The sequence below is a fragment of the Bacillus sp. 7894-2 genome, from assembly GCF_002272225.1.
Lineage (GTDB): Bacteria > Bacillota > Bacilli > Bacillales > Cytobacillaceae > Cytobacillus.
In genome coordinates this window covers 1-18,470 of record NZ_NPDG01000072.1, presented here as the reverse complement: position 1 = coordinate 18,470, position 18,470 = coordinate 1, and the positions used below count along the sequence as shown (strand labels likewise).

General features: G+C 41.8%; 23 protein-coding genes and 1 riboswitch. Of the genes, 7 read left to right on the top strand and 16 right to left on the bottom strand.

The window, feature by feature from the left end:
* Positions 1-131: 131 nt before the first annotated feature.
* Positions 132-455: a helix-turn-helix domain-containing protein gene (locus CHI10_RS11370; protein WP_048010430.1), complete on the top strand. Its 324-nt coding sequence runs from the start codon at positions 132-134 to the stop codon at positions 453-455.
* Between the two features lie 100 nt (positions 456-555).
* On the opposite strand, the gene CHI10_RS11365 is transcribed toward CHI10_RS11370, so the two are convergent.
* The 6 genes from CHI10_RS11365 to sipW form a co-directional block, all read right to left on the bottom strand.
* Positions 556-705 (bottom strand): anti-repressor SinI family protein, encoded by a 150-nt coding sequence (locus CHI10_RS11365; protein WP_179289014.1) that lies wholly within the window; start codon positions 703-705, stop codon positions 556-558.
* Between the two features lie 27 nt (positions 706-732).
* A riboswitch (cyclic di-GMP riboswitch) is annotated at positions 733-821 on the bottom strand.
* A gap of 144 nt (positions 822-965) precedes the next feature.
* Positions 966-1,217 carry a hypothetical protein gene (locus CHI10_RS11360; protein WP_095244403.1) on the bottom strand — a complete coding sequence of 84 codons (252 nt, stop codon included), beginning with the start codon at positions 1,215-1,217 and terminating at the stop codon, positions 966-968.
* A gap of 50 nt (positions 1,218-1,267) precedes the next feature.
* Positions 1,268-1,573: a DUF5658 family protein gene (locus CHI10_RS11355; protein WP_095244402.1), complete on the bottom strand. Its 306-nt coding sequence runs from the start codon at positions 1,571-1,573 to the stop codon at positions 1,268-1,270.
* Positions 1,574-1,651: 78 nt separating this feature from the next.
* Complete coding sequence (locus CHI10_RS11350) at positions 1,652-2,497, bottom strand: LPXTG cell wall anchor domain-containing protein (RefSeq protein ID WP_095244401.1); 846 nt, start codon at positions 2,495-2,497, stop codon at positions 1,652-1,654.
* Between the two features lie 64 nt (positions 2,498-2,561).
* Positions 2,562-3,182 (bottom strand): TasA family protein, encoded by a 621-nt coding sequence (locus CHI10_RS11345; protein WP_095244400.1) that lies wholly within the window; start codon positions 3,180-3,182, stop codon positions 2,562-2,564.
* 79 nt (positions 3,183-3,261) lie between these two features.
* A complete protein-coding gene (gene sipW, locus CHI10_RS11340) occupies positions 3,262-3,852 on the bottom strand; it encodes a signal peptidase I SipW (protein WP_095244399.1) in 591 nt (196 codons plus the stop codon).
* A 266-nt stretch (positions 3,853-4,118) separates the two neighbouring features.
* Between sipW and CHI10_RS11335 the strand changes: the two genes are divergently transcribed.
* The 3 genes from CHI10_RS11335 (at position 4,119) to CHI10_RS11325 (ending at position 6,444) form a co-directional block, all read left to right on the top strand.
* Positions 4,119-4,460 carry a helix-turn-helix domain-containing protein gene (locus CHI10_RS11335; RefSeq protein ID WP_095244436.1) on the top strand — a complete coding sequence of 114 codons (342 nt, stop codon included), beginning with the start codon at positions 4,119-4,121 and terminating at the stop codon, positions 4,458-4,460.
* Positions 4,461-5,072 carry a class D sortase gene (locus tag CHI10_RS11330; protein WP_095244398.1) on the top strand — a complete coding sequence of 204 codons (612 nt, stop codon included), beginning with the start codon at positions 4,461-4,463 and terminating at the stop codon, positions 5,070-5,072.
* Positions 5,073-5,280: 208 nt separating this feature from the next.
* Positions 5,281-6,444: a GumC domain-containing protein gene (locus CHI10_RS11325; RefSeq protein ID WP_095244397.1), complete on the top strand. Its 1,164-nt coding sequence runs from the start codon at positions 5,281-5,283 to the stop codon at positions 6,442-6,444.
* Positions 6,445-6,698: 254 nt separating this feature from the next.
* Here CHI10_RS11325 and CHI10_RS11320 read toward each other — a convergent pair whose 3' ends face one another.
* The 3 genes from CHI10_RS11320 to CHI10_RS11310 all read right to left on the bottom strand — a co-directional run bounded on the left by CHI10_RS11320 (position 6,699) and on the right by CHI10_RS11310 (position 10,243).
* The gene (locus tag CHI10_RS11320; protein WP_095244396.1) at positions 6,699-7,610 is read right to left on the bottom strand and encodes a pseudouridine-5'-phosphate glycosidase; all 912 of its coding nucleotides are present in this window, start codon (positions 7,608-7,610) and stop codon (positions 6,699-6,701) included.
* Between the two features lie 14 nt (positions 7,611-7,624).
* Positions 7,625-8,722: a carbohydrate kinase gene (locus CHI10_RS11315; RefSeq protein WP_095244395.1), complete on the bottom strand. Its 1,098-nt coding sequence runs from the start codon at positions 8,720-8,722 to the stop codon at positions 7,625-7,627.
* 135 nt (positions 8,723-8,857) lie between these two features.
* The gene (locus tag CHI10_RS11310) at positions 8,858-10,243 is read right to left on the bottom strand and encodes an alanine/glycine:cation symporter family protein (protein WP_095244394.1); all 1,386 of its coding nucleotides are present in this window, start codon (positions 10,241-10,243) and stop codon (positions 8,858-8,860) included.
* 159 nt (positions 10,244-10,402) lie between these two features.
* On the opposite strand from CHI10_RS11310, the gene CHI10_RS11305 reads away from it, so the two are divergent.
* Positions 10,403-10,831 (top strand): MarR family winged helix-turn-helix transcriptional regulator, encoded by a 429-nt coding sequence (locus tag CHI10_RS11305; RefSeq protein ID WP_095244393.1) that lies wholly within the window; start codon positions 10,403-10,405, stop codon positions 10,829-10,831.
* Positions 10,832-10,887: 56 nt separating this feature from the next.
* A complete protein-coding gene (locus CHI10_RS11300; RefSeq protein WP_095244392.1) occupies positions 10,888-12,084 on the top strand; it encodes an MFS transporter in 1,197 nt (398 codons plus the stop codon).
* A 298-nt stretch (positions 12,085-12,382) separates the two neighbouring features.
* Here CHI10_RS11300 and motB read toward each other — a convergent pair whose 3' ends face one another.
* From motB to CHI10_RS11270, 6 genes are all read right to left on the bottom strand, one after another.
* Entirely contained in the window at positions 12,383-13,180 is a 798-nt protein-coding gene (gene motB / locus CHI10_RS11295) for a flagellar motor protein MotB (protein WP_095244391.1), read from the bottom strand.
* On the bottom strand, positions 13,173-13,967 hold the full coding sequence (gene motA, locus CHI10_RS11290; protein WP_095244390.1) for a flagellar motor stator protein MotA: 795 nt from the start codon (positions 13,965-13,967) through the stop codon (positions 13,173-13,175). The genes motB and motA overlap by 8 nt, the downstream gene beginning before the upstream one ends.
* 137 nt (positions 13,968-14,104) lie before the next feature.
* Entirely contained in the window at positions 14,105-14,479 is a 375-nt protein-coding gene (locus CHI10_RS11285; protein WP_095244389.1) for a hypothetical protein, read from the bottom strand.
* A gap of 139 nt (positions 14,480-14,618) precedes the next feature.
* Positions 14,619-15,080, bottom strand: a complete 462-nt coding sequence (locus CHI10_RS11280; protein WP_095244388.1) for an STAS domain-containing protein — start codon at positions 15,078-15,080, stop codon at positions 14,619-14,621.
* A gap of 31 nt (positions 15,081-15,111) precedes the next feature.
* A complete protein-coding gene (locus CHI10_RS11275) occupies positions 15,112-15,486 on the bottom strand; it encodes a DnaJ family domain-containing protein (protein WP_095244387.1) in 375 nt (124 codons plus the stop codon).
* A gap of 100 nt (positions 15,487-15,586) precedes the next feature.
* A complete protein-coding gene (locus CHI10_RS11270; protein ID WP_286137314.1) occupies positions 15,587-16,153 on the bottom strand; it encodes a peroxiredoxin in 567 nt (188 codons plus the stop codon).
* Between the two features lie 143 nt (positions 16,154-16,296).
* Between CHI10_RS11270 and CHI10_RS11260 the strand changes: the two genes are divergently transcribed.
* Complete coding sequence (locus tag CHI10_RS11260) at positions 16,297-16,524, top strand: hypothetical protein (RefSeq protein ID WP_226619409.1); 228 nt, start codon at positions 16,297-16,299, stop codon at positions 16,522-16,524.
* A 38-nt stretch (positions 16,525-16,562) separates the two neighbouring features.
* Here the strand turns inward: CHI10_RS11260 and hutH are convergent, their stop codons facing one another.
* On the bottom strand, positions 16,563-18,056 hold the full coding sequence (gene hutH, locus CHI10_RS11255) for a histidine ammonia-lyase (protein WP_179289018.1): 1,494 nt from the start codon (positions 18,054-18,056) through the stop codon (positions 16,563-16,565).
* Positions 18,057-18,470: the final 414 nt, after the last annotated feature.

The window sequence follows — 18,470 nt, the reverse complement described above, 5'->3', positions numbered from 1 at the left end:
TGTGATAACTATCTATATAAATCAGTTGACACTGTGGTATGATGATAATAATATTGAACAAATCGTTCTTAATATGGAACTAAATATATGATATAATCCTATTACATACAAAATAAGGTGTGTGGTATACGATGATCGGTGATCGTGTAAAAAAACTTCGCCAGGAAAAGAAAATGTCCTTATCCGAGCTTGCAGACCAGGCCGGTGTCGCAAAATCATACTTAAGCTCACTTGAGCGCAACCTGCAAACCAACCCATCGATTCAATTTCTCGAGAAAATCGCGGGTGTTCTGAATGTTCCTGTGGACCATTTGATCCATGAGCAAATCAACAAGGAAGATCTGGATTCAGAATGGATGAAAATTGTGAAAGAAGCGATGGAATCCGGGGTTTCCAAAGAGCAATTTCGGGAGTTTTTGGATTTTAACAAGTGGAGAAGCGGACAAAAATCATAATCGCCATGAGCCTGAATACACAGGCTTATTTTTTTTGGCAAAATAAAAAGCATTTCCATTTAGAGGTGCCTCTAACAGAAATACTTAGCAATACCAATATTTAAGCTTCGATCAGAACCTCTTTGGCTCTGTTATTATGTAAAAACTCTCTAATTTCTTCCTTTTGCAGGCCTAAGTTCTTGGCTTCCATAATTAACTGCAGCCACTCCAAATCAATTCCCTCAACCTTTACATTTTGCTCTGTCAACATTCTTCCCCCCAGGATACGTATCGTATTCCAGGCAATCCAGCCATCGTAGTATTTTTCAATACCTTAGACCCGCGACTTTGCGTCCCCATCTTTCAATGAGTTTGCCTTTTTCTGCTCCTATCGACTCAAAGAAATATTTTCCATAGATGTATTCTACTATGGGCGTATTGCTAACGTTGTCATATTTTGTAATTTTTATTAATTATTTTAATATTAAATTAATTTATTGTTCGACAAAAATCTCTCAAACCCATCATTTATTAGTTAATTGTTCTCTGTTTGGAATAGTAAGAATGGCCGATTCTCTTCCTATAATTCTTATTAATTTCCTGCAGAGAATATGTGTGAGAAATTTTCTTTTTCTTATAGATCATATGGACCGGTTCCCGTGTCATTGCATCAAGGAAAGTTTCATTCGTCAAATCATTTCCGCAAACCGGGCACAGCCATTCTCCGGTTTCAGTGCTGCTGAAAGATGGTTTATGGCATTTAGTGCAGTTTTTTTGGTACATGGGACACCACCTGAACTATTTTATATTGATATATATTTCCTAATTGGATTTTAATGAATGCTGTTAACAATTAATGAGAAAATCCAAACAGAGTGCAGCAGACATACGATTGTATACATAACTGTAGCTCCGGCTGCCAATAGTTTGACTTTAGATTCTGCAGAGATAAATATTGATAAAAAGATAAGTACACAAGAAAGAATTATTTTAAGAGAAAGAAATAAAAAAGGATGCAGGTCATAAAGATTACCCATTAGTGGATTGCTTTCTTCTATAACATTCAAGTGGAGTCCTAGAGCAGTAAGAAATCCGTCCAGTAAATTTAAGATGGCAAGATAATAAAGCAGCTTTTTCATGTGATCACCACTTTTTTGCTAAGATGAGATTTATAAATAAAAATTAAGGCCACGAAGTTTTTACTCTCCTGGCCTTCTCTATCTATCACTTCTTAACCTTCTATAAAAAACAAGGATTAATACACTTCCAGTTCCCAATAATAATCCGCCGATCAACAGTAAGTTATAAGTATTGGTAGCTGTGTTTGGCAGGAGATTTTCGGTCATTTCAGGATTTATAACAATATTGTCTTTAGAATCACCAGGTTTCGCTCCTTCGTCATTAGATTCATCAGAAGGTTCTTCTTCACTTGGAGGATCTCCATCTCCTGGGGGATCTCCATCTCCTGGAGGATCTCCGTCACTTGGAGGATTTCCATCCCCTGGGGGATCTCCGTCACCTGGCGGGTCTCCATCATCTGGCGGGTCTCCATCATCTGGCGGGTCTCCATCTCCTGGCGGATCAGTTGGATCCGTTAATGCCTCAGCAAGAAATATGATCTCTACCTCAGCAGAAGAATCCTGAAAAGCATTTCCCAAAGTGTAAGGCATTGAAACTTGAAAGAATAACTGTTCAGAGCTGCCCTTAGCCAGCTTCCTTGGAGTAAACCCTTCAAAGTCTTTTAACTTTCCTTCAAATAAAATATCTGAATCCTTCTTAACCAGAAGATCAAGCTCTTCGAAAAGCCCTTTTACGGATTTTTTCTTTCCAATTTGCGCTGTGTATCTGAAATCCTGTTTTCCCTGGTTTAGAATGGTTATATCTCGAGGCATCCAGTCGCCTGGTTTTAGATTGCCCACATTAAAAAAATAACCATTGGAGTTAGTTTTTATATCAATTTCTTTTTCTTTTGCATATACTCCTTTTACTTCTAACCCACACAAGAAAAAAAACATTATTACAAAAATCGCTATTGGTTTTGCCAAAATGCATTTTTTAATCATGGCATAACCTCACATTTCTTATACAAAAGGCAGGACCATGATCCTGCCTTTTTGAAATATTATATTATTTCGCTTCTCCAGCAGTTTGTTCAGCAGTGAATGTCCATTTAAGTTCTAACTCATCACCCTGGAAATCATTCTGATCTTCTCCATTATCTACAAACTCAAATTGAACAGCTAATAAATTTTCTTCTCCGCTTTCCAGACCGTTATTCGGCCCGAAAAATGGGATAAATACTTTATCTCGAACAGCATCTGGTGTTAAACTCTGTAGGTCCGCTAGTGTTGTACTATAGATAACTGAGTTTGAATTACGAGGATAAAGTATGGATAAAGGATCTTTAGTTCCATTTATTAAGAAATTCACACGAATATGTTCTCCAAAATCAGACTCATTATTGTCATTTGCATCAATAACATTGTACTCTGTTGCCAATTTAACAGCTGAAATATCAAGAGATCCATCGTTCTTAAGTTTAAAGAACTTTGTAGTCCAGTCACCTGGCTTTAAATTTTCAACATCAACAATTGTAGTGGGATTTAATTCTAAATTTAGAGTACCAGCAGCGAAAGCATTATTTGATTCTTCAACATCATTAAAGTATGCAAACGTTCCTCCACCAACTAGTGAAATACCTAACGCTGCTGATGCAATACCTAAACCTAACTTCTTTTTTAAACTCATTCCCTTTTCCTCCTCTACCCCTTACGGGTATGTATGATTTTATATTGACCCTTGTTGTTAACAAGGAGTACAACCAAAGTTATGCCGTTTTTTCATTTGAATCTGTTTTTTTATTCTTAGAATCTAGCTCTCTTAGTGCCTGCATAATAGTGAAAGCTGAGTATGCCAGAAGCAAAACTCCGGGACCAATCAGCAGAATCGCTCCGCCTTCTTTTGACTGTGCAAAATCTATGAAATATCCCACATATGGAATCGTGAAACCAGAGTAAACGGCTCTTACGTTTTCAGAAAGTACTGGGTCCATGTCTGCTGCGTTGTTGTTATCCCCTTTTGTTTCATACATGACATGTTCGCCGCTTGTTGAGACACCAATAATGCGGTGGGTGATCAGCTTCTGTTCATCGGCCTGGAAAGTAATGATGTCTCCCTTTTTCAGGTCTTTACTTTGGGATGAATCAACCGGCTTAACCGCTATAACAGATCCTGTCATGAAGGTTGGCTCCATTGAACCTGATAGCACGGTTTTAAGCTGGTAACCGAATGCCTGAGGTTCTCCGCCAGATGCTTTAGAAGAAACAACGAGCACCGCCATAATGATTAAATTGATAAACAATATTGCTGTAATCAAATTGCTAATAATCTTCCTTGCTGTTTTCCAGCTGAATTTCAATTCACTGTCACCTTCCTTTAAAGAAAGAAGTTTGTTCTTTCTTCGTGTTCATTTTGTTCTTTTTATCGAACCGTTAAGTCGAGTATAGTCCATCCGTCTTATTTTGAAAAATTCCAAATTCAGCCGTTTTTTCGTTTTAAAGAACGTTTTTCGTTCTTTTTCTAAGAATATCTCGAGAATTCTCACTATTTTGTATTTTTTATTGAACGTTTTGTTCGTTATAATGAAAATATCTTTATATTTTATGATGAGGGAGTATCATGCCTATGATAGGTGGCCGGATTAAAAGTTTAAGGATCAAAAAGGGATATTCAATTAATGAGCTCTCAGAAAAAGCGGAGGTATCCAAATCATATTTGAGCTACATTGAGAGAGGCATACAGGAGAACCCTTCACTGCAGGTTTTATCGCGAATCGCCAGGACACTGGATGCTAACCTTGAAGATCTGCTGGAAGAGAATAAAGAACAGATTACCGATTTGTCTAAGCTGGATGAAGAGTGGGTTTCCCTTGTCAAAGAAGCAATCAGGCATGGAATCACAAAAGAGGATTTTTCCTATTATCTGGAGTTCATTAAATTTAAGAAAATGAATGGAGGGAACGTTTAGTTGAAGGTTAGAGGCCGTTTGCTGATTGTAGCTGCCTCCTTCCTTATTCTAATCGGAGGCGGTCTGGTCCTGTTTTCCCTGCATGAAATGTACGCTCAGGAGAAGAAAACCAAGGATTCTTTAGCCCAGGCACAAGAAAGAGTTCATAACGCAGTGAATAAAGAAAGAAGAAATGTTCTCCAAACAGAACAACCACTGGATGTTTCATTTGAGCAGGGTGAAGCCATTGGCATTTTAAAAATTCCCCGCTTGGAAGCTGAAATTCCTATTATAGAAGGAACAGATGAGGATGAACTTGAAAAGGGGGTTGGACATTATTCAACAACTGTTTTTCCGGGACAGCCTGATCAAATTTTATTATCAGGGCATCGGGATACAGTTTTTCGCCGGCTTGGTGAACTTGAAATTGGAGATATACTTCAGGTTATCATGCCCTATGGAGAATATAGATATGAGATAACAGAAACAGAGATTGTTGATGCGGATAATACTACAGTGATTAATTCCACTGCTCCACAAGAAATTCTCACTGTTTCCACTTGCTATCCTTTTTCATATGTAGGAAATGCACCATATCGCTATATTTTATCTGCTAAAAGATTAGTTAATTAAATTAAATTTTATGAAATGTTCTCAATAAAGAATATCTATGCGAAAATTTGAGTAAAATCTAGATAATGAGAGAAAAGATACTATTTACCTGCCAAAAACTTAAATTATTCCATTTCCAAATTTACTTTCCTAATAGTATAATGAATCTTAATTCTATATAAAGAACAAATTCACTTTTAATAATGAACATTCAAAGGAGGTTACATTGATGGAACCGAGAGGGGTGAGAATTAAAAGAATGAGAAGGAAAAGAAGAAAACAAATGGCAAAAACCGCAGCTACCAGTTTTGCACTTTCATCCTCCATTGTTGTTGGAGCACATTTCATATCGCCTACATATGCTCAATTCAACAGCACTGATGAAGCAAACTCGACTATTGAGGCATGCTTTATTTTTCCCAGAACAATAGAAAAAGAATATGTAACCAAGTCAGAAGATATCTTCAAAAAATTGGATGAGGAAATACAACAGGCATTGTCTATAAAAAGCAGTATTACTGAAATAGATGCTGATGCTAAACTAAAGAACGTAAAGCCTTATTCCAACGGCCATACCAATCCATCCGAACCAGCAGCTGATAGCAGTGCCTCAATAAAAGGGCTAACAGCTACCCGTTCTTCGTTAGAATCACATATTAACAGTATGCAAAATAACCTATCTACAGCTAAACAGGACTTAAATGCAGTTAACTCCTTAAGCAGTCAATTATCTGCCTCAATCCAGCAGCTGGAGAATTACAATACTGCTCTCGAAGCAGCAGTAACAAAGTCACAAACTCATACTGAAGAATTAACCACACTTTTAGATACAATAAAAGGATTCAAAGATCAAGCTATCACAGAATGCACTTATGAAGAAACTTACTTTGATGAGCAAATTTCCAAGATGAATAGTTTTTCAGAGAAGGCTGAAACTCTTTTAACCCAAGTTAAAAAGGAACAAACCGCTTCCCTGGAAAAGGTCATAAGCTATAAAGACAAACTAAATCATTTAAGGAATACGGAAAGAGATATTCAGAACGAAATTTCCAGTTTAGTAAGCGAAATTGATAATCTGAATAACAGTATTTCCAGTATTGATGCTCAAATTCAAAAGCTTGAAAAAGAACAACAGGAAGCTGAACAAAAGAAAAAAGCTGAAAAGGAAGCCGCGGAAAAGAAAAAGAATGAAAGCAAACCTTCTGAAGAAAAGCCAGCAGCAGATCCTTCAAAAGAAAAGCCAAGTGAAGAAAAAACTGAACCAGCTGAAGAACCGGCAGCAGAACAACCACAAGGTGAAGAAAACAGCACATCTGAGAGTGCCAGTGAAACAACACAACAAAATGAATCTCCTTCTGAAGATGAAGAACCAACCTCAGAAGAAGCTAAATGAAAAGTTCCCGAAAGCTAAGTGTAATCACACTTGGCTTTTTTTTATCTCATCAATCAAGTGCCCTTTTTACTGAATATAGACAAACACCCGTCCCCCATCCAAGAACCTGTACATATCCTTTACTATATGGGTTTCCAGAAGGGACAGATCCAGATGATCAATTTCTTAAGATTACTATTATATTTAGCCATCATCATCACAGCTATCATTCTATCAGTATAAAAAGCCAGACTCTCTAAGCCTGGCTTTCCCCTTTACTCATTCAAACTAACAGCAATCCTCGAACCCACTTCCGCATTATGCTTCACCAATGCAATGTTCGCTATCAAGCTTCTTCCTTCTGTTAACTCCTTAACTTTCCCCAAAAGGAATGGAGTCACTTTTTTCCCTGAGATATTGTTTTCATTCGCTTCTTTTAAGGCGGTTTCAATAACCCCGGTGATAAACGCTTCTTTCAGCGCGTCTTTTTCAGGGATTGGGTTGGCGATAACAACGCCGCCTTTTAGGCCCAGCTCCCATTTTGTGCGAATCATCTCGGCTGCTTCCTGTGCAGTATCCACTCTGTAGTTTACATTAAAAGGACTAGTGCGGGTGTAGAAGGCAGGCAGTACATCTGTTTCAAATCCAACGACCGGAACGCCGTGGGTTTCTAAGTATTCAAGTGTCAAACCGATATCCAGCATGGATTTCGCACCTGCACAGATAACGGCCACATTGGTCATCGCAAGCTCCTGAAGGTCAGCCGAGATGTCCATGGTGGTTTCCGCTTCACGGTGAACTCCGCCAATTCCGCCTGTGACAAACACTTCAATTCCGGCAAGCTCAGCACAGATCATGGTGGCCGCTACCGTTGTGGCGCCATTTTTCTTTTTAGCAATCAAATAGGGAAGGTCCCGCCGGCTCGCTTTTTCAATATCCTTGCTTTGTGCAAGGAATTCCAGCTCCTCGTCTGATAAGCCAATTTTAATTTTCCCGTTTAAAATGGCAATGGTTGCAGGGACAGCACCGTTTTTGCGGATGATTTCCTCTACTTCTTTTGCTGTCTGAACATTTTGCGGGTATGGCATTCCATGTGAAATGATGGTGGATTCAAGGGCGACAACCGGTTTATTTGTTTTCTTTGCTTCTAACACTTCTTCTGAGTACTCAAGCCATTTTTCTAACATGATGTCACTTCTCCTTAGTCGAAATATTGGTTGAACGTTTCCTGAAGGCGTTTGTTGTTCAGGTTCGGGTTAACGGTTTCAATGGACTGCAGGGCAAGCATCGAGCAGGACATGCCAATTTTGCAGGCATCCTCTGTGCTCAACCCCTTTAAATGGGCAAAAATAATACCTGATACAAGCGAGTCACCTGCACCTGTCACATCAGCGATTTTCACCTTTGGCGGCAGCTGCACACCTGCTTCACCTGTTTTTGTGAAGTAGATCAGTCCTTTATCTCCCCGGCTGATCACCACTTTTTCCACGCCTTTATTGATCATTTCCTGTGCTGCTTTAAAGAAGTCTCCCTCCTTGATGATTTCCATCCCTGTCAGGGCTTCTGCCTCATTTTTGTTGGCAATCAGCCAGGTGACACCCTGCAGACTTTCCGGCAGATTCTTTATTTTTGGTGCTGAAACAGGTGTGATGCATAGCGGAATACTCTCTTCGTAACACCTTGTGATGATTTGTTTTAAAACTTCTGGCGGAAAGTTGGTATCCAAAATTACCATCTCAGATGATGCCATGTACCCCCACCTTTTTTCGATAAACCCTCTGGTAACGCTTTCATAAATGGACATGTCAGCTAACGCCACCGCCATTTCCCCTTCGAGATCAAGCACGGCTGTATAGGTTCCCGTGGCGGCCCCTGCCAGGGATTGTGAAGGTGTCACGTCGGCAAAGGCTTTCGTATATTCCAGAAGCCATTCCCCTTCCGGATCGCCTCCCACGACGGTCATCAGACCGACATTACAGCCCAGCCTGCCAAGGTTTTCGGCAATGTTCCGTGCCACTCCCCCGCAGGATTGGGAGCTCTCAGCGGGATTCGATGTTCCGTATTGGAGCTGTCCGGTCGTCTGGATTTTTCTGTCTACATTGGCCCCTCCCACACAAAGCACTTCTTTCTTTTGCGGCAGAACATAAGCCCTGCCAAGAATTTTCCCCTGCTTGGTCAGTGAGGAGATATAGCCGGCTACAGCGGACCTTGAGAGCCCCGTTTTGTCAGCCAGCTCGTTTTGGGCAATAAATGGATCCTCTTTAATCAGCTGTAAAATTAATAGTTCTTTATCGTTCACAATGGATCAGCCCTGTCTTTTTTTGACTTTTGTCTAGATTATAAACTTTTGTCTATTTATCACACAAGTGTTATTTTTCCGAAAATTGTTTTTAGTCATAAAAAAAGTCCCCCGCTATTAGCGGAAGAACTATTTTTACGCTGCCTTATCGTCTTTTTTAATATCTTTTAAATAATACTTTTCTGAAGTAAAGAACTCGTTTTTCAGCTGTTTAACCTCTTTGCTTAGAAGGAGGACAGCCACGATGTTCGGTATCAAGATCATGGCAAGTGCCAGATCAAGGAACTGCCAGATGGTTTGCGCTGCACCCACTGAGCCAAGAACTATGGCAGCAATGTAAACGACTTTAATGGCTTTTCCGGCAAAAGAGCCAAATAGAAACTCAGCCATTTTAGAACCATAAAAGACGACTACGATGATTGTGGAAACCACAAAGAATACGAGTGATACAGCAACAAGAATACCTCCGAAGGAACCAAAATACTCTGTAAATGCCGCTGCTGTCAGGGCTGAAGGATCCTTCATTGCCCCTTCCCTTGTCCACACACCTGATGAAAGGACCACAAATGCAGTTGCAGTACACACAATCAGCGTATCAACAACAATACCGACAATCGCCCAGAAGCCTTGGCGCACCGGGTGATCAGTTGTGGCAGCAGCATGAGCTATCGGTGCCGTTCCAAGTCCTGCCTCATTGGAATATAATCCTCTTGCAAATCCCCAGCGAATGATTTCGCCAATTGCCGCACCGGCAAATCCGCCTATTGCAGACATTGGCTGAAACGCATAAGTGAAGATTAATTCCAACACTTCAGGAAGCTTGCCCAGATTCATAAATAAGACTACTAAAGCTGCACCTACATAAATGAGTGCCATAAACGGAACGAAGATTTCAGTTACTTTGCCGATTCTCTGAATTCCGCCAAAAACAACCAATGAAACCAGTAAGGCTACAGCGATGCCAGTATAGAGGCCATCAATCTTAAAAGTCTCTCCAACCGCAGACGCTACTGCATTACCCTGAACCATGATGCTTGGGATTAATTCGATCATGAGCGCAAAGGCAAATATCACACCAAGCCACTTCATGTTAAGCCCTTTCGTCATGTAATACATAGGGCCGCCCACATATTCTCCATCTTCATTTTTCTCTCTATACTTAATAGCCAATACACTTTCCGAGAACTTAATGGACATTCCTATTAGCGCAATGACCCACATCCAGAAGACTGCTCCAGGGCCGCCAAACATGATGGCTGCCGGTACACCTACAATATTCGCGGCTCCAATGGTGGAAGCCAGTGCTGATGTGAGTGCCTGCAGCGGTGTAACGGTTCCTTTTCCCTTCGGCTTTTTAAAAACACTTCCGAATGTCTGTTTAAAAATATATACCGGATAACGGAACTGGAAGAAACCCAGCAAAAAGGTTAAATACAGCCCTGTTCCGGCTAATAATAGGATGATGGGATATCCCCACAGCCATCCTGAAATATCTCCTACGACTTCTAATAACTTATCCAAAAAAATTTCCCCCTTATAGTTATGCACAGTTGCCCTTGTTATTTCATTCCCTTTTATTTGCCAGTTAAACACTTAGTTAGCAAAGAATTAGGTGAGGTAGACATTTTCTTGAAGATCCTGTATAGTTAGCTAGGTAACTATTTTAAGCAGGTGAAAACAATGCACCCTAATCAAAGTGAATTTTTTCATTCCATCAACCAATTTACACGCCATTTTTCCAAAGTACTTAATGAAAGTCTGGTGCCCCTTGGGTTATATGCGGCTCAATGGACAATTATCTACCGTCTGAAAACCGGAGGGCCAAACACTCAAAAAGAGATTTCCTCTTATTTGGGCGTTGAAGCTCCGACCATGACCAGGACATTGGCCCGTCTTGAGAAATCAGGCTGGATCACCAGAACAGCCGGCAAGGACAAACGCGAAAAACTGATTTCACTGACTGATGCAGCGATTCTGGAATATGACAATTGGCTTACTGCAGTAAGATCAAGCGAAAGCAATGTCCTGCAGAATATTACGGAAGAAGAAATCAGCACAATGATCAGACTTATGGCAAAAATGAGAGAAAATATGGTACCAGGCACCTAGACCAGTTCACGAAATTGGTATAGGTACCTGGTACCTTCATTTGTTAGGAGGACAACATGAAGAAACAGCCATTATGGACGAAGGATTTTTTGAGTATTTCTGTTACGAGTTTTTTCTTATTTATGGGGTTTTATGTGTTGCTGACAACACTTCCCCTTTATATTTTGGATGATTTGAAAGGGGACGAAACACAGGTTGGCCTGATTATTTCGGTCTTTTTGATTGCTGCCGTGATCAGCCGGCCGTTTACAGGGAAATGGATTGATGAGGTTGGAAGGCGGAAGATTCTGCTTGCTTCCCTGATTGTGTTTGCGGTCTCATCGCTTCTTTATTTTTGGGCTGACACTATGCCTGCTCTTTTAGCTCTAAGATTCCTTCACGGTGTAGGATTTGGCATGGCCACCACAGCGACGGGAGCGATTGTTGCTGAAATTGTGCCGGATGAACGGAGAGGCGAAGGGCTTGGCTATTATGCGATGTTCATGAATCTCGCCATGGTTATTGGCCCGTTTGCCGGTTTGACGATTGTTCAATATGCAAGCTTCAAATGGATTTTTGCGTTATGTACCGTTTTATCATTTATTGCGATAGTGCTGGGTGCTTTTGTTAAAATACCGCAGAAAACCGAAAGCTCTGTGAAGCATCCGAGTTTTACACTTTCAAGCTTATTCGAAAAAAATGCCGTTCCTGTTGCGATTTCAGCGGGCATCCTTGCTTTCGCGTACTCAGGAGTTCTTTCCTTTATTTCTGTTTATGCAAAAGAGCTTGATTTGCTTGAAGCCGCGAGCTTCTTCTTCGTTGTATATGCGGCGTTCATCATAATGTCCCGCCCATTTACAGGCCGCTGGTTTGATGCGTACGGAGAGAATAAGGTGATTTATCCGGCCATTATTCTATTTGCGGCAGGTTTGTTTTTGCTCAGCCAGGCCAACAGCACCTTTGTGTTTTTGCTGTCAGGTGCAGTAATCGGATTGGGATATGGCACGATTGTACCGAGTCTTCAAACCGTTGCCATCAAGCAGGCTGATCCAGCGAAACGCGGACTTGCTACCTCAACCTTTTTCACCCTCTTTGACACAGGGATCGGTTTAGGATCCTATGTTCTCGGAATTCTTGCGGTCAAAACAGGCTTCGCTTCGCTGTATTTTATGCTTGCCGGAGTCGCATTGCTTGGCTTGCTCGTATACTACCTGCTTCATGGCAAAAAGACAGAACCAAGAACCATTCATTCAGAAGCAGATCTTCCATTATAAGAGCCCCTTGCGGCTCTTTTTCTTTGTCAATCTTAATTTGTGTATATTTTCTGAAAATTATTTGTCTTTTTTGTGAACGCCGGCATATAATGTAATTAATATATTTTAGGAGGTTCGCTGATGACCATTGTTCACATTTTAAACTTCTCCATTCCCATCGCCTGCGTTTTCCTATTTGGTGTAATGGTCGACCGCATGTGCAAACCGGACGGCACCGAACAGGAAGCAAATGAATAATCCCGTTAAAGCGGCTGGCTGACAGCCTTTTTTTATTTCTTATAAAGAAAGAACCAGCCTCCTAAGGCTGATTCCCCGTTCTCGGCAATATTAAAATCTCTACCCGTCTGTTCTTCGCCCTGCCTTCTTTCGTATCATTTCCGGCAACCGGCTGGAATTCCCCAAAGCCTTTGGCACTGAACCATTTCGGGTCCAGCTGGTCATTTTTCAGGATGACTTTCATAAAGTTGACCGCCCTCATCACACTGAGCTCCCAATTGGACTCGAAGTTCGAATTGCGGATCGGGACATTGTCTGTATGACCACTGATGATGATATTTCTTGGCGGGTCCATGATGAGAAGCCCGGCAATTTTACCAGCCATTTTTAAATCCTGCTCCCGGACCTCTGCACTTCCTGAGCCGAACAGGACGTTATCCCTGATTGATACAAGCAACCCTTCCGTGGTCAATGAAGTTTCCAGTTTGTCTGCCAGGTTTTGATTTTCAATAAAAGCATTGACTCTTTGCTGCAGCTCAGCCAGTTCTTCCTGATCGGCAGCCTGTTTCAATTTTTCTTTTTCCAATTCATCCAGCGCGGCCATTTCCTCGAGATCCTTGCTTGGTTTTTCAGACACAGCATCCGTGGATTGCATTTGCCCTTCAGGCATTGGACTTGGGAATTCTAAGACGCCCGTTCCCCCTGAAAAGACGTCATTAAATGCCTTTGACAGCTTCTGAAACTTCTGGGCATCCACTGAACTCATGGCGAAGAGGACAATGAACAGCCCGAGAAGCAGTGTCAATAAGTCCGCATACGGCAAAAGCCAGGATTCATCTACATGATCTTCATGATGCTGCTTCTTTTTCCGCCTACTCATCCTTTACCACACTGCTTTCTTCAAGGAACTTGCGGCGTTCTCCTGCAGGAAGATAAGAAGCAAGCTTTTGCTCGATTACCCGTGGTGCTTCCCCTTCTAAAATAGAAAGAATCCCTTCGATCATCATGCTTTTAATCTTTGCTTCCTGCTTGGACTTTCTCCTTAGCTTATTGGCAAACGGATGCCAGAACACATAACCGGTGAATATCCCCAGTAAAGTCGCTACGAAAGCCGCACTTATGGCATGTCCCAAGGTGGTGGTGTCCTCCATATTTCCAAGTGCTGCAATCAATCCAATAACGGCTCCCAATACTCCAAGGGACGGGGCATATGTGCCGGCCTGGCTGAAAATTTGCGCTCCAGCCTGGTGCCTTTCTTCCATCGCTTCGATTTCTTCACTTAAAACATCCCGTATATAATCGGCACTTTGCCCATCAACAGCGAGAGATAAGCCGTTTCTTAAAAAAGCATCTTCAACTTCGTTCGTCTTGACTTCCAGGGCAAGCAATCCTTCTTTTCTTGCCAGCTGAGCCCAATCCGAAAACATCTTAATCATTTCAGCCGGATTCATCAGCTTTTCTTCTTTAAATAAAATGCCAAACAGCTTCGGCACCCGCTTGATTTCATTTGATGGAAATGCAATACTCACCGCTGCTGCTGTACCCAGAATAATGATCAAAATAGCGGCCGGGTTAATCAGAGCAGATGGCGGAACCCCTTTAAGAATCATCCCGACCCCAACGGCTATGATTCCTAAAATGACTCCTATAATCGTTGTTTTATCCATACATGCCACACCTTCTATGTAGTCTGAAAAGCTCTAAAACCTTCTATTAATAATTTCGGATGATTTTTACAGTTCTTTAGGAAAATTTTCATATATAAAAGGCAGGGGTGCTTCCCCTGCCTTTGTTTTCACTATTATTAGATCCAGCGGCATCCGCAGAAACCTCTTCTTCTGCGGTCATCGTCATCTCGGCGGCGTCTGCATCCTCTTCCAGATCCAGCTAAATCTCTGTTGTACCATAGGTCACCAGCACCGCGTACATCATCGCGGCGATGTCTTCTGCGGTCGTCTTCTGCTCCGCCCACACTGTCTCTTCCACAGCCGCAATGTCTTCTGCGATTGTCCTCGATTCCAGCTACATCGTCATCTCGGCGGTGCTTCCTGTCGCGGTCTTCAACTCCACGGACATCATCACGGCGGCGATCATCTTCTTCTTTTACAATAACTCTTTCGGCTCTGATTTCCACTTCATCTGCATTAATCTCAAATCGTCTTCTCCAATTATTTGACATAAGTCTACCTCCTTTCTCATGGATACTACAGAATATGTGCCAGAGGCAGTTTTCGCATGGACAAATCCCCAATCAGAAAGAAAATGTGCCTGTATAAAATAAAAAACCCTATCCTATTCAGGAAAGGGATCTTGAGAACTTAGATTTTTCGAAAGACGAGGCTGTTTATTTTCATTAAATGCTTTAAAGCCGCCTGGAAGTTAGCATGGGTTTCAGCATTTAATTCAATGCCGGACAAGACAATTTCCTTTATCAGCTGCGGGGTCATTCCTACAAAGTAAGGCTTAACTCCCATGAGGTTAATCGAATCAGTCAGGTTGCGGATTTGCTCTCCAAGTTCAGTAAGGCACATCTGCTCTATGCGGTCGACCGTTATGTCGGTAAAATCGATGATGGCAAATTCAATGTCATGTTCTTTAATATGATTCAATATCTTAGCTGTAATTTTTTCGAGTCTTTCTGCCATGAGCAGGCCGGTAACGGGCACAAGAATCGTTTGGGGAATGATCGATGGAATAATGGGTGCCGTCATATCCGCTATGGCTGCCTCATATTCCTCCACTCGTTTCTCAAGAATCTTTATATATTCATCTTTATTCATGTGTTCTCCTCGATTCCAATCATCTAATTCATTAGAATAATTTATTGTTAATTTTTTCTTCGTAATTTTTAAAAAGGGATGAGTTGGTGTTCTGTCTTCTTTTGGACATCATGCTGTTATAGCGGAGCAGCTTTTCGTTTAATTTCTTCTGCAATGCCTTCTTTTCTTCCTGGTTCTCACATTTCTTCATCAGGTCTTCAATCGTCAGCATTTCCTTTTTCACCTGGTTTTCTTCATCAGTGAATCCGGCATTCTTCATGATGCGATAGGCCATGCGCAGGTTCTCAGGGACGGAAGACAGGTCATCAGGCGGCAGCGGTTTCCCATATCCCGGCAGGTTATCAAACTCGCCGTCCCTATAAGCTTTTTTTATGCGATCTTCAGAAAGGTTAGAAAAAAAGTCCACTCAAGCTCCCCCTTCACTTCATTTGTACTTATTATATATTTTCGGCGCTGCATATTAAAGTAATTATGTATATAGAAGAGAAAGCTTGCGCCTCCTCCTTTTAGATTTTACCTATTAAGTTTGGATCCTTGTTAATCCCTTGCTGGCCGGGCTGCCAGTTTGCCGGCACACCTTTTCCTGTCTGCTGTGCATATTGAATTCCCTGCATGATTCTGACATGTTCATGCAGATTTCTCCCGACTTCTCCTGGATAAATGAGCTTTGCCGCAATGATGCCATTGGGGTCGATAAAAATGGATGCCCTGATGGCCGCTCCTGACTTTTCATCCAATACCCTGTAAGCTCTGCTTATTTGATGCGTCCGGTCGCTGACCATCGGATAATTCACATTTTTTAAAGAAGGAGATGTTTCCTTAAATACTTTATGTGCATATACACTATCCGTACTGATCGACATGACTTCGCAGTTTAAGGCTTTTAAATAAGGGTTCACAGCGGCGACCGCCGCCAATTCTGTCGGTCAGACAAAGGTAAAATCACTCGGATAAAAAAACAGCAGCACCCATTTTCCAATATAGTTCTCAAGATTGACTTTTTTTATTTGATGATCGATGACAGCATCGGCAATAAAAACTGGCGCACGGTCTCCCCGTCCCGCACAGAACATGGAAGCATTCGGATCAATCAAGGCTGTACCCCTCCTTTTCTCTTTCGTCTTTGCTCTATATACTTATGCGAACAAGTGCAAAATTGAACGGAAAATATTGATTGAACCAGCCGTACATAGTCCTGATGCCGGAGGGAAAAATAGTGGAAGAATGCAAATTCAACTATGAAAGGAGCCTGATTATGTCACGCGGAGTCCATTTTAATCATAAAAAAAAGCATCACCCGGGGGAATTTCCTGAACACACAATGGTGGAGCGCCATACAACTGAGGCACAGGAAGATGAAGAATTTATTGTGACGCAGGAAGCGTTTAAAAACCGCTTTGAAGAGGATGAAGCCAAGGAGCTTGAGGAAAGAGCCAAAGATTAAAAAGCAGGGGGCCTGAATAACATTCAGACCCCTCACTTTTATATTGCGTCTATTTCAATCTCTTTCAGCCAGGCCGCGCATGCTTCAATATCCTTTGAAAATATGCGGTCTTTTTTGATGGAAGGCACCACTTTTCTAGCTTCTTCGTAAAAGCGTTTTGTTTTATCAGCCATTTTATCAGAACCGCGGTACTCGGCTGCCTGAAGTGCGCAGATTAGTTCAATTGCCAGCACTTTATTGACATTCTGGATGATCTGATAAGCATGTCTCGACCCAATTGTCCCCATGCTCACATGGTCTTCCTGGTTCCCGGAAGAAGGAATCGAATCCACACTTGCCGGATGGGCGAGTGTCTTATTTTCCGAAACAAGGGATGCTGCTACATATTGCAGAATCATCGCACCAGACTGCAGTCCAGGCTCCGGGCTTAAAAATGGCGGCAGGTCACTCAGCTGCGGGTTAACCAGCCTTTCAATCCGGCGCTCAGAAATATTGGCCAATTCAGCAACTGCGATTTTCATGAAATCCATTGCTAGAGCGATTGGCTGCCCATGAAAGTTTCCGCCGGATATGACACTTTCCCCATTATCAAAAATAAGAGGATTATCTGTGGCTGCATTCATTTCAATTTCAAGCTTTTCTTTTACATAGTCAAGAGCCTGCCAGGATGCTCCATGCACCTGCGGAATGCAGCGGATGGAATAGGCGTCCTGCACCCGGATTTCCCCCTGTCTTGTGATCAGGCTGCTGCCTGACAGGTATTCCCTTATTCTTCTGGCTGTATCCACCTGCTGCTGATAACCTCTTGCCTGATGAATATTCTCATCAAACGCATCAATAATGCCGTTCAATCCCTCCATTGTAAGTGCCGCGATAAGCTCACTTTGATAAGCGATTTTTTCCGCCTCCAGATAACCAATGACTCCCATTGCCGTCATCGCCTGTGTGCCGTTAATGAGGGCAAGCCCTTCCTTCGCCTGTAGGGTTACAGGCTCTATTCCTTCCTGAACAAGCACTTCAAGCGCAGGCTTTCTTTCCCCCTTGTAAAACACTTCCCCTTCTCCCATTAATACTAATGCCAGATGGGATAGAGGAGCCAAATCCCCGCTTGCTCCAAGAGAGCCCTGCTGCGGGATGACAGGATGGATACTATTATTCACAAGCGCTAAAAGAGTTTCGATTACGACCGGACGAACGCCTGAGAATCCTTTCAATAAGGCATTTGCTCTTAAAAGTAGCATAGCTCTTGAGACAGACTCAGGGAACGGTTCCCCTACTCCGCAGGCATGCGAACGGATTAAATTCAGCTGAAGATCCTCGACATCTCCCTGATCAATTCTTACATCGCTGAATTTCCCAAAGCCGGTGTTTATTCCGTATATGACTTTTTCTTCACTTACAATTCTCTTAACGGCTTCATGGCTGTTTTTTACACGAAGCATGCTTTCCTCTGATGCCGCCGCCTTTACTCCTTCAAAAAGAACCCGTTTGACTTCAGACAAATTAAGGGTATTTCCATTTAAAGTAACCACCTTGTTCTCCTCCCCTTGAGTTAAAGTCATCATTGATTCTGTCAATTTTTCCATTTTATATCCTCCCCGGTACATTAGCGAGATAAAGAAAAGGCTGTATCTCAAACACAGGTTTGAAATACAGCCTTTTTTAGAAGATTATTTGCACTATCTGTTGTCAGATGTCTCATCTTTATCACAGCCTATTTTTGTTATATTTTCTGAATATAATTAATTTTATGTTCCTATTGGAGGGATGTCAATGATTATTTCCCATTTTTTAACAAGTTAGATTGTTAGAATGGTAACACAGTAAAGCGTGTATTATTATATCCATATAAAAAGCCGGCACTTCTGCCGGCTATCGTTCTTCTTCCTATTTAGCTATTTTCGTAAAGTTGTTGCTTTTTAATAAGTAGATTAATTTGCTGAGTT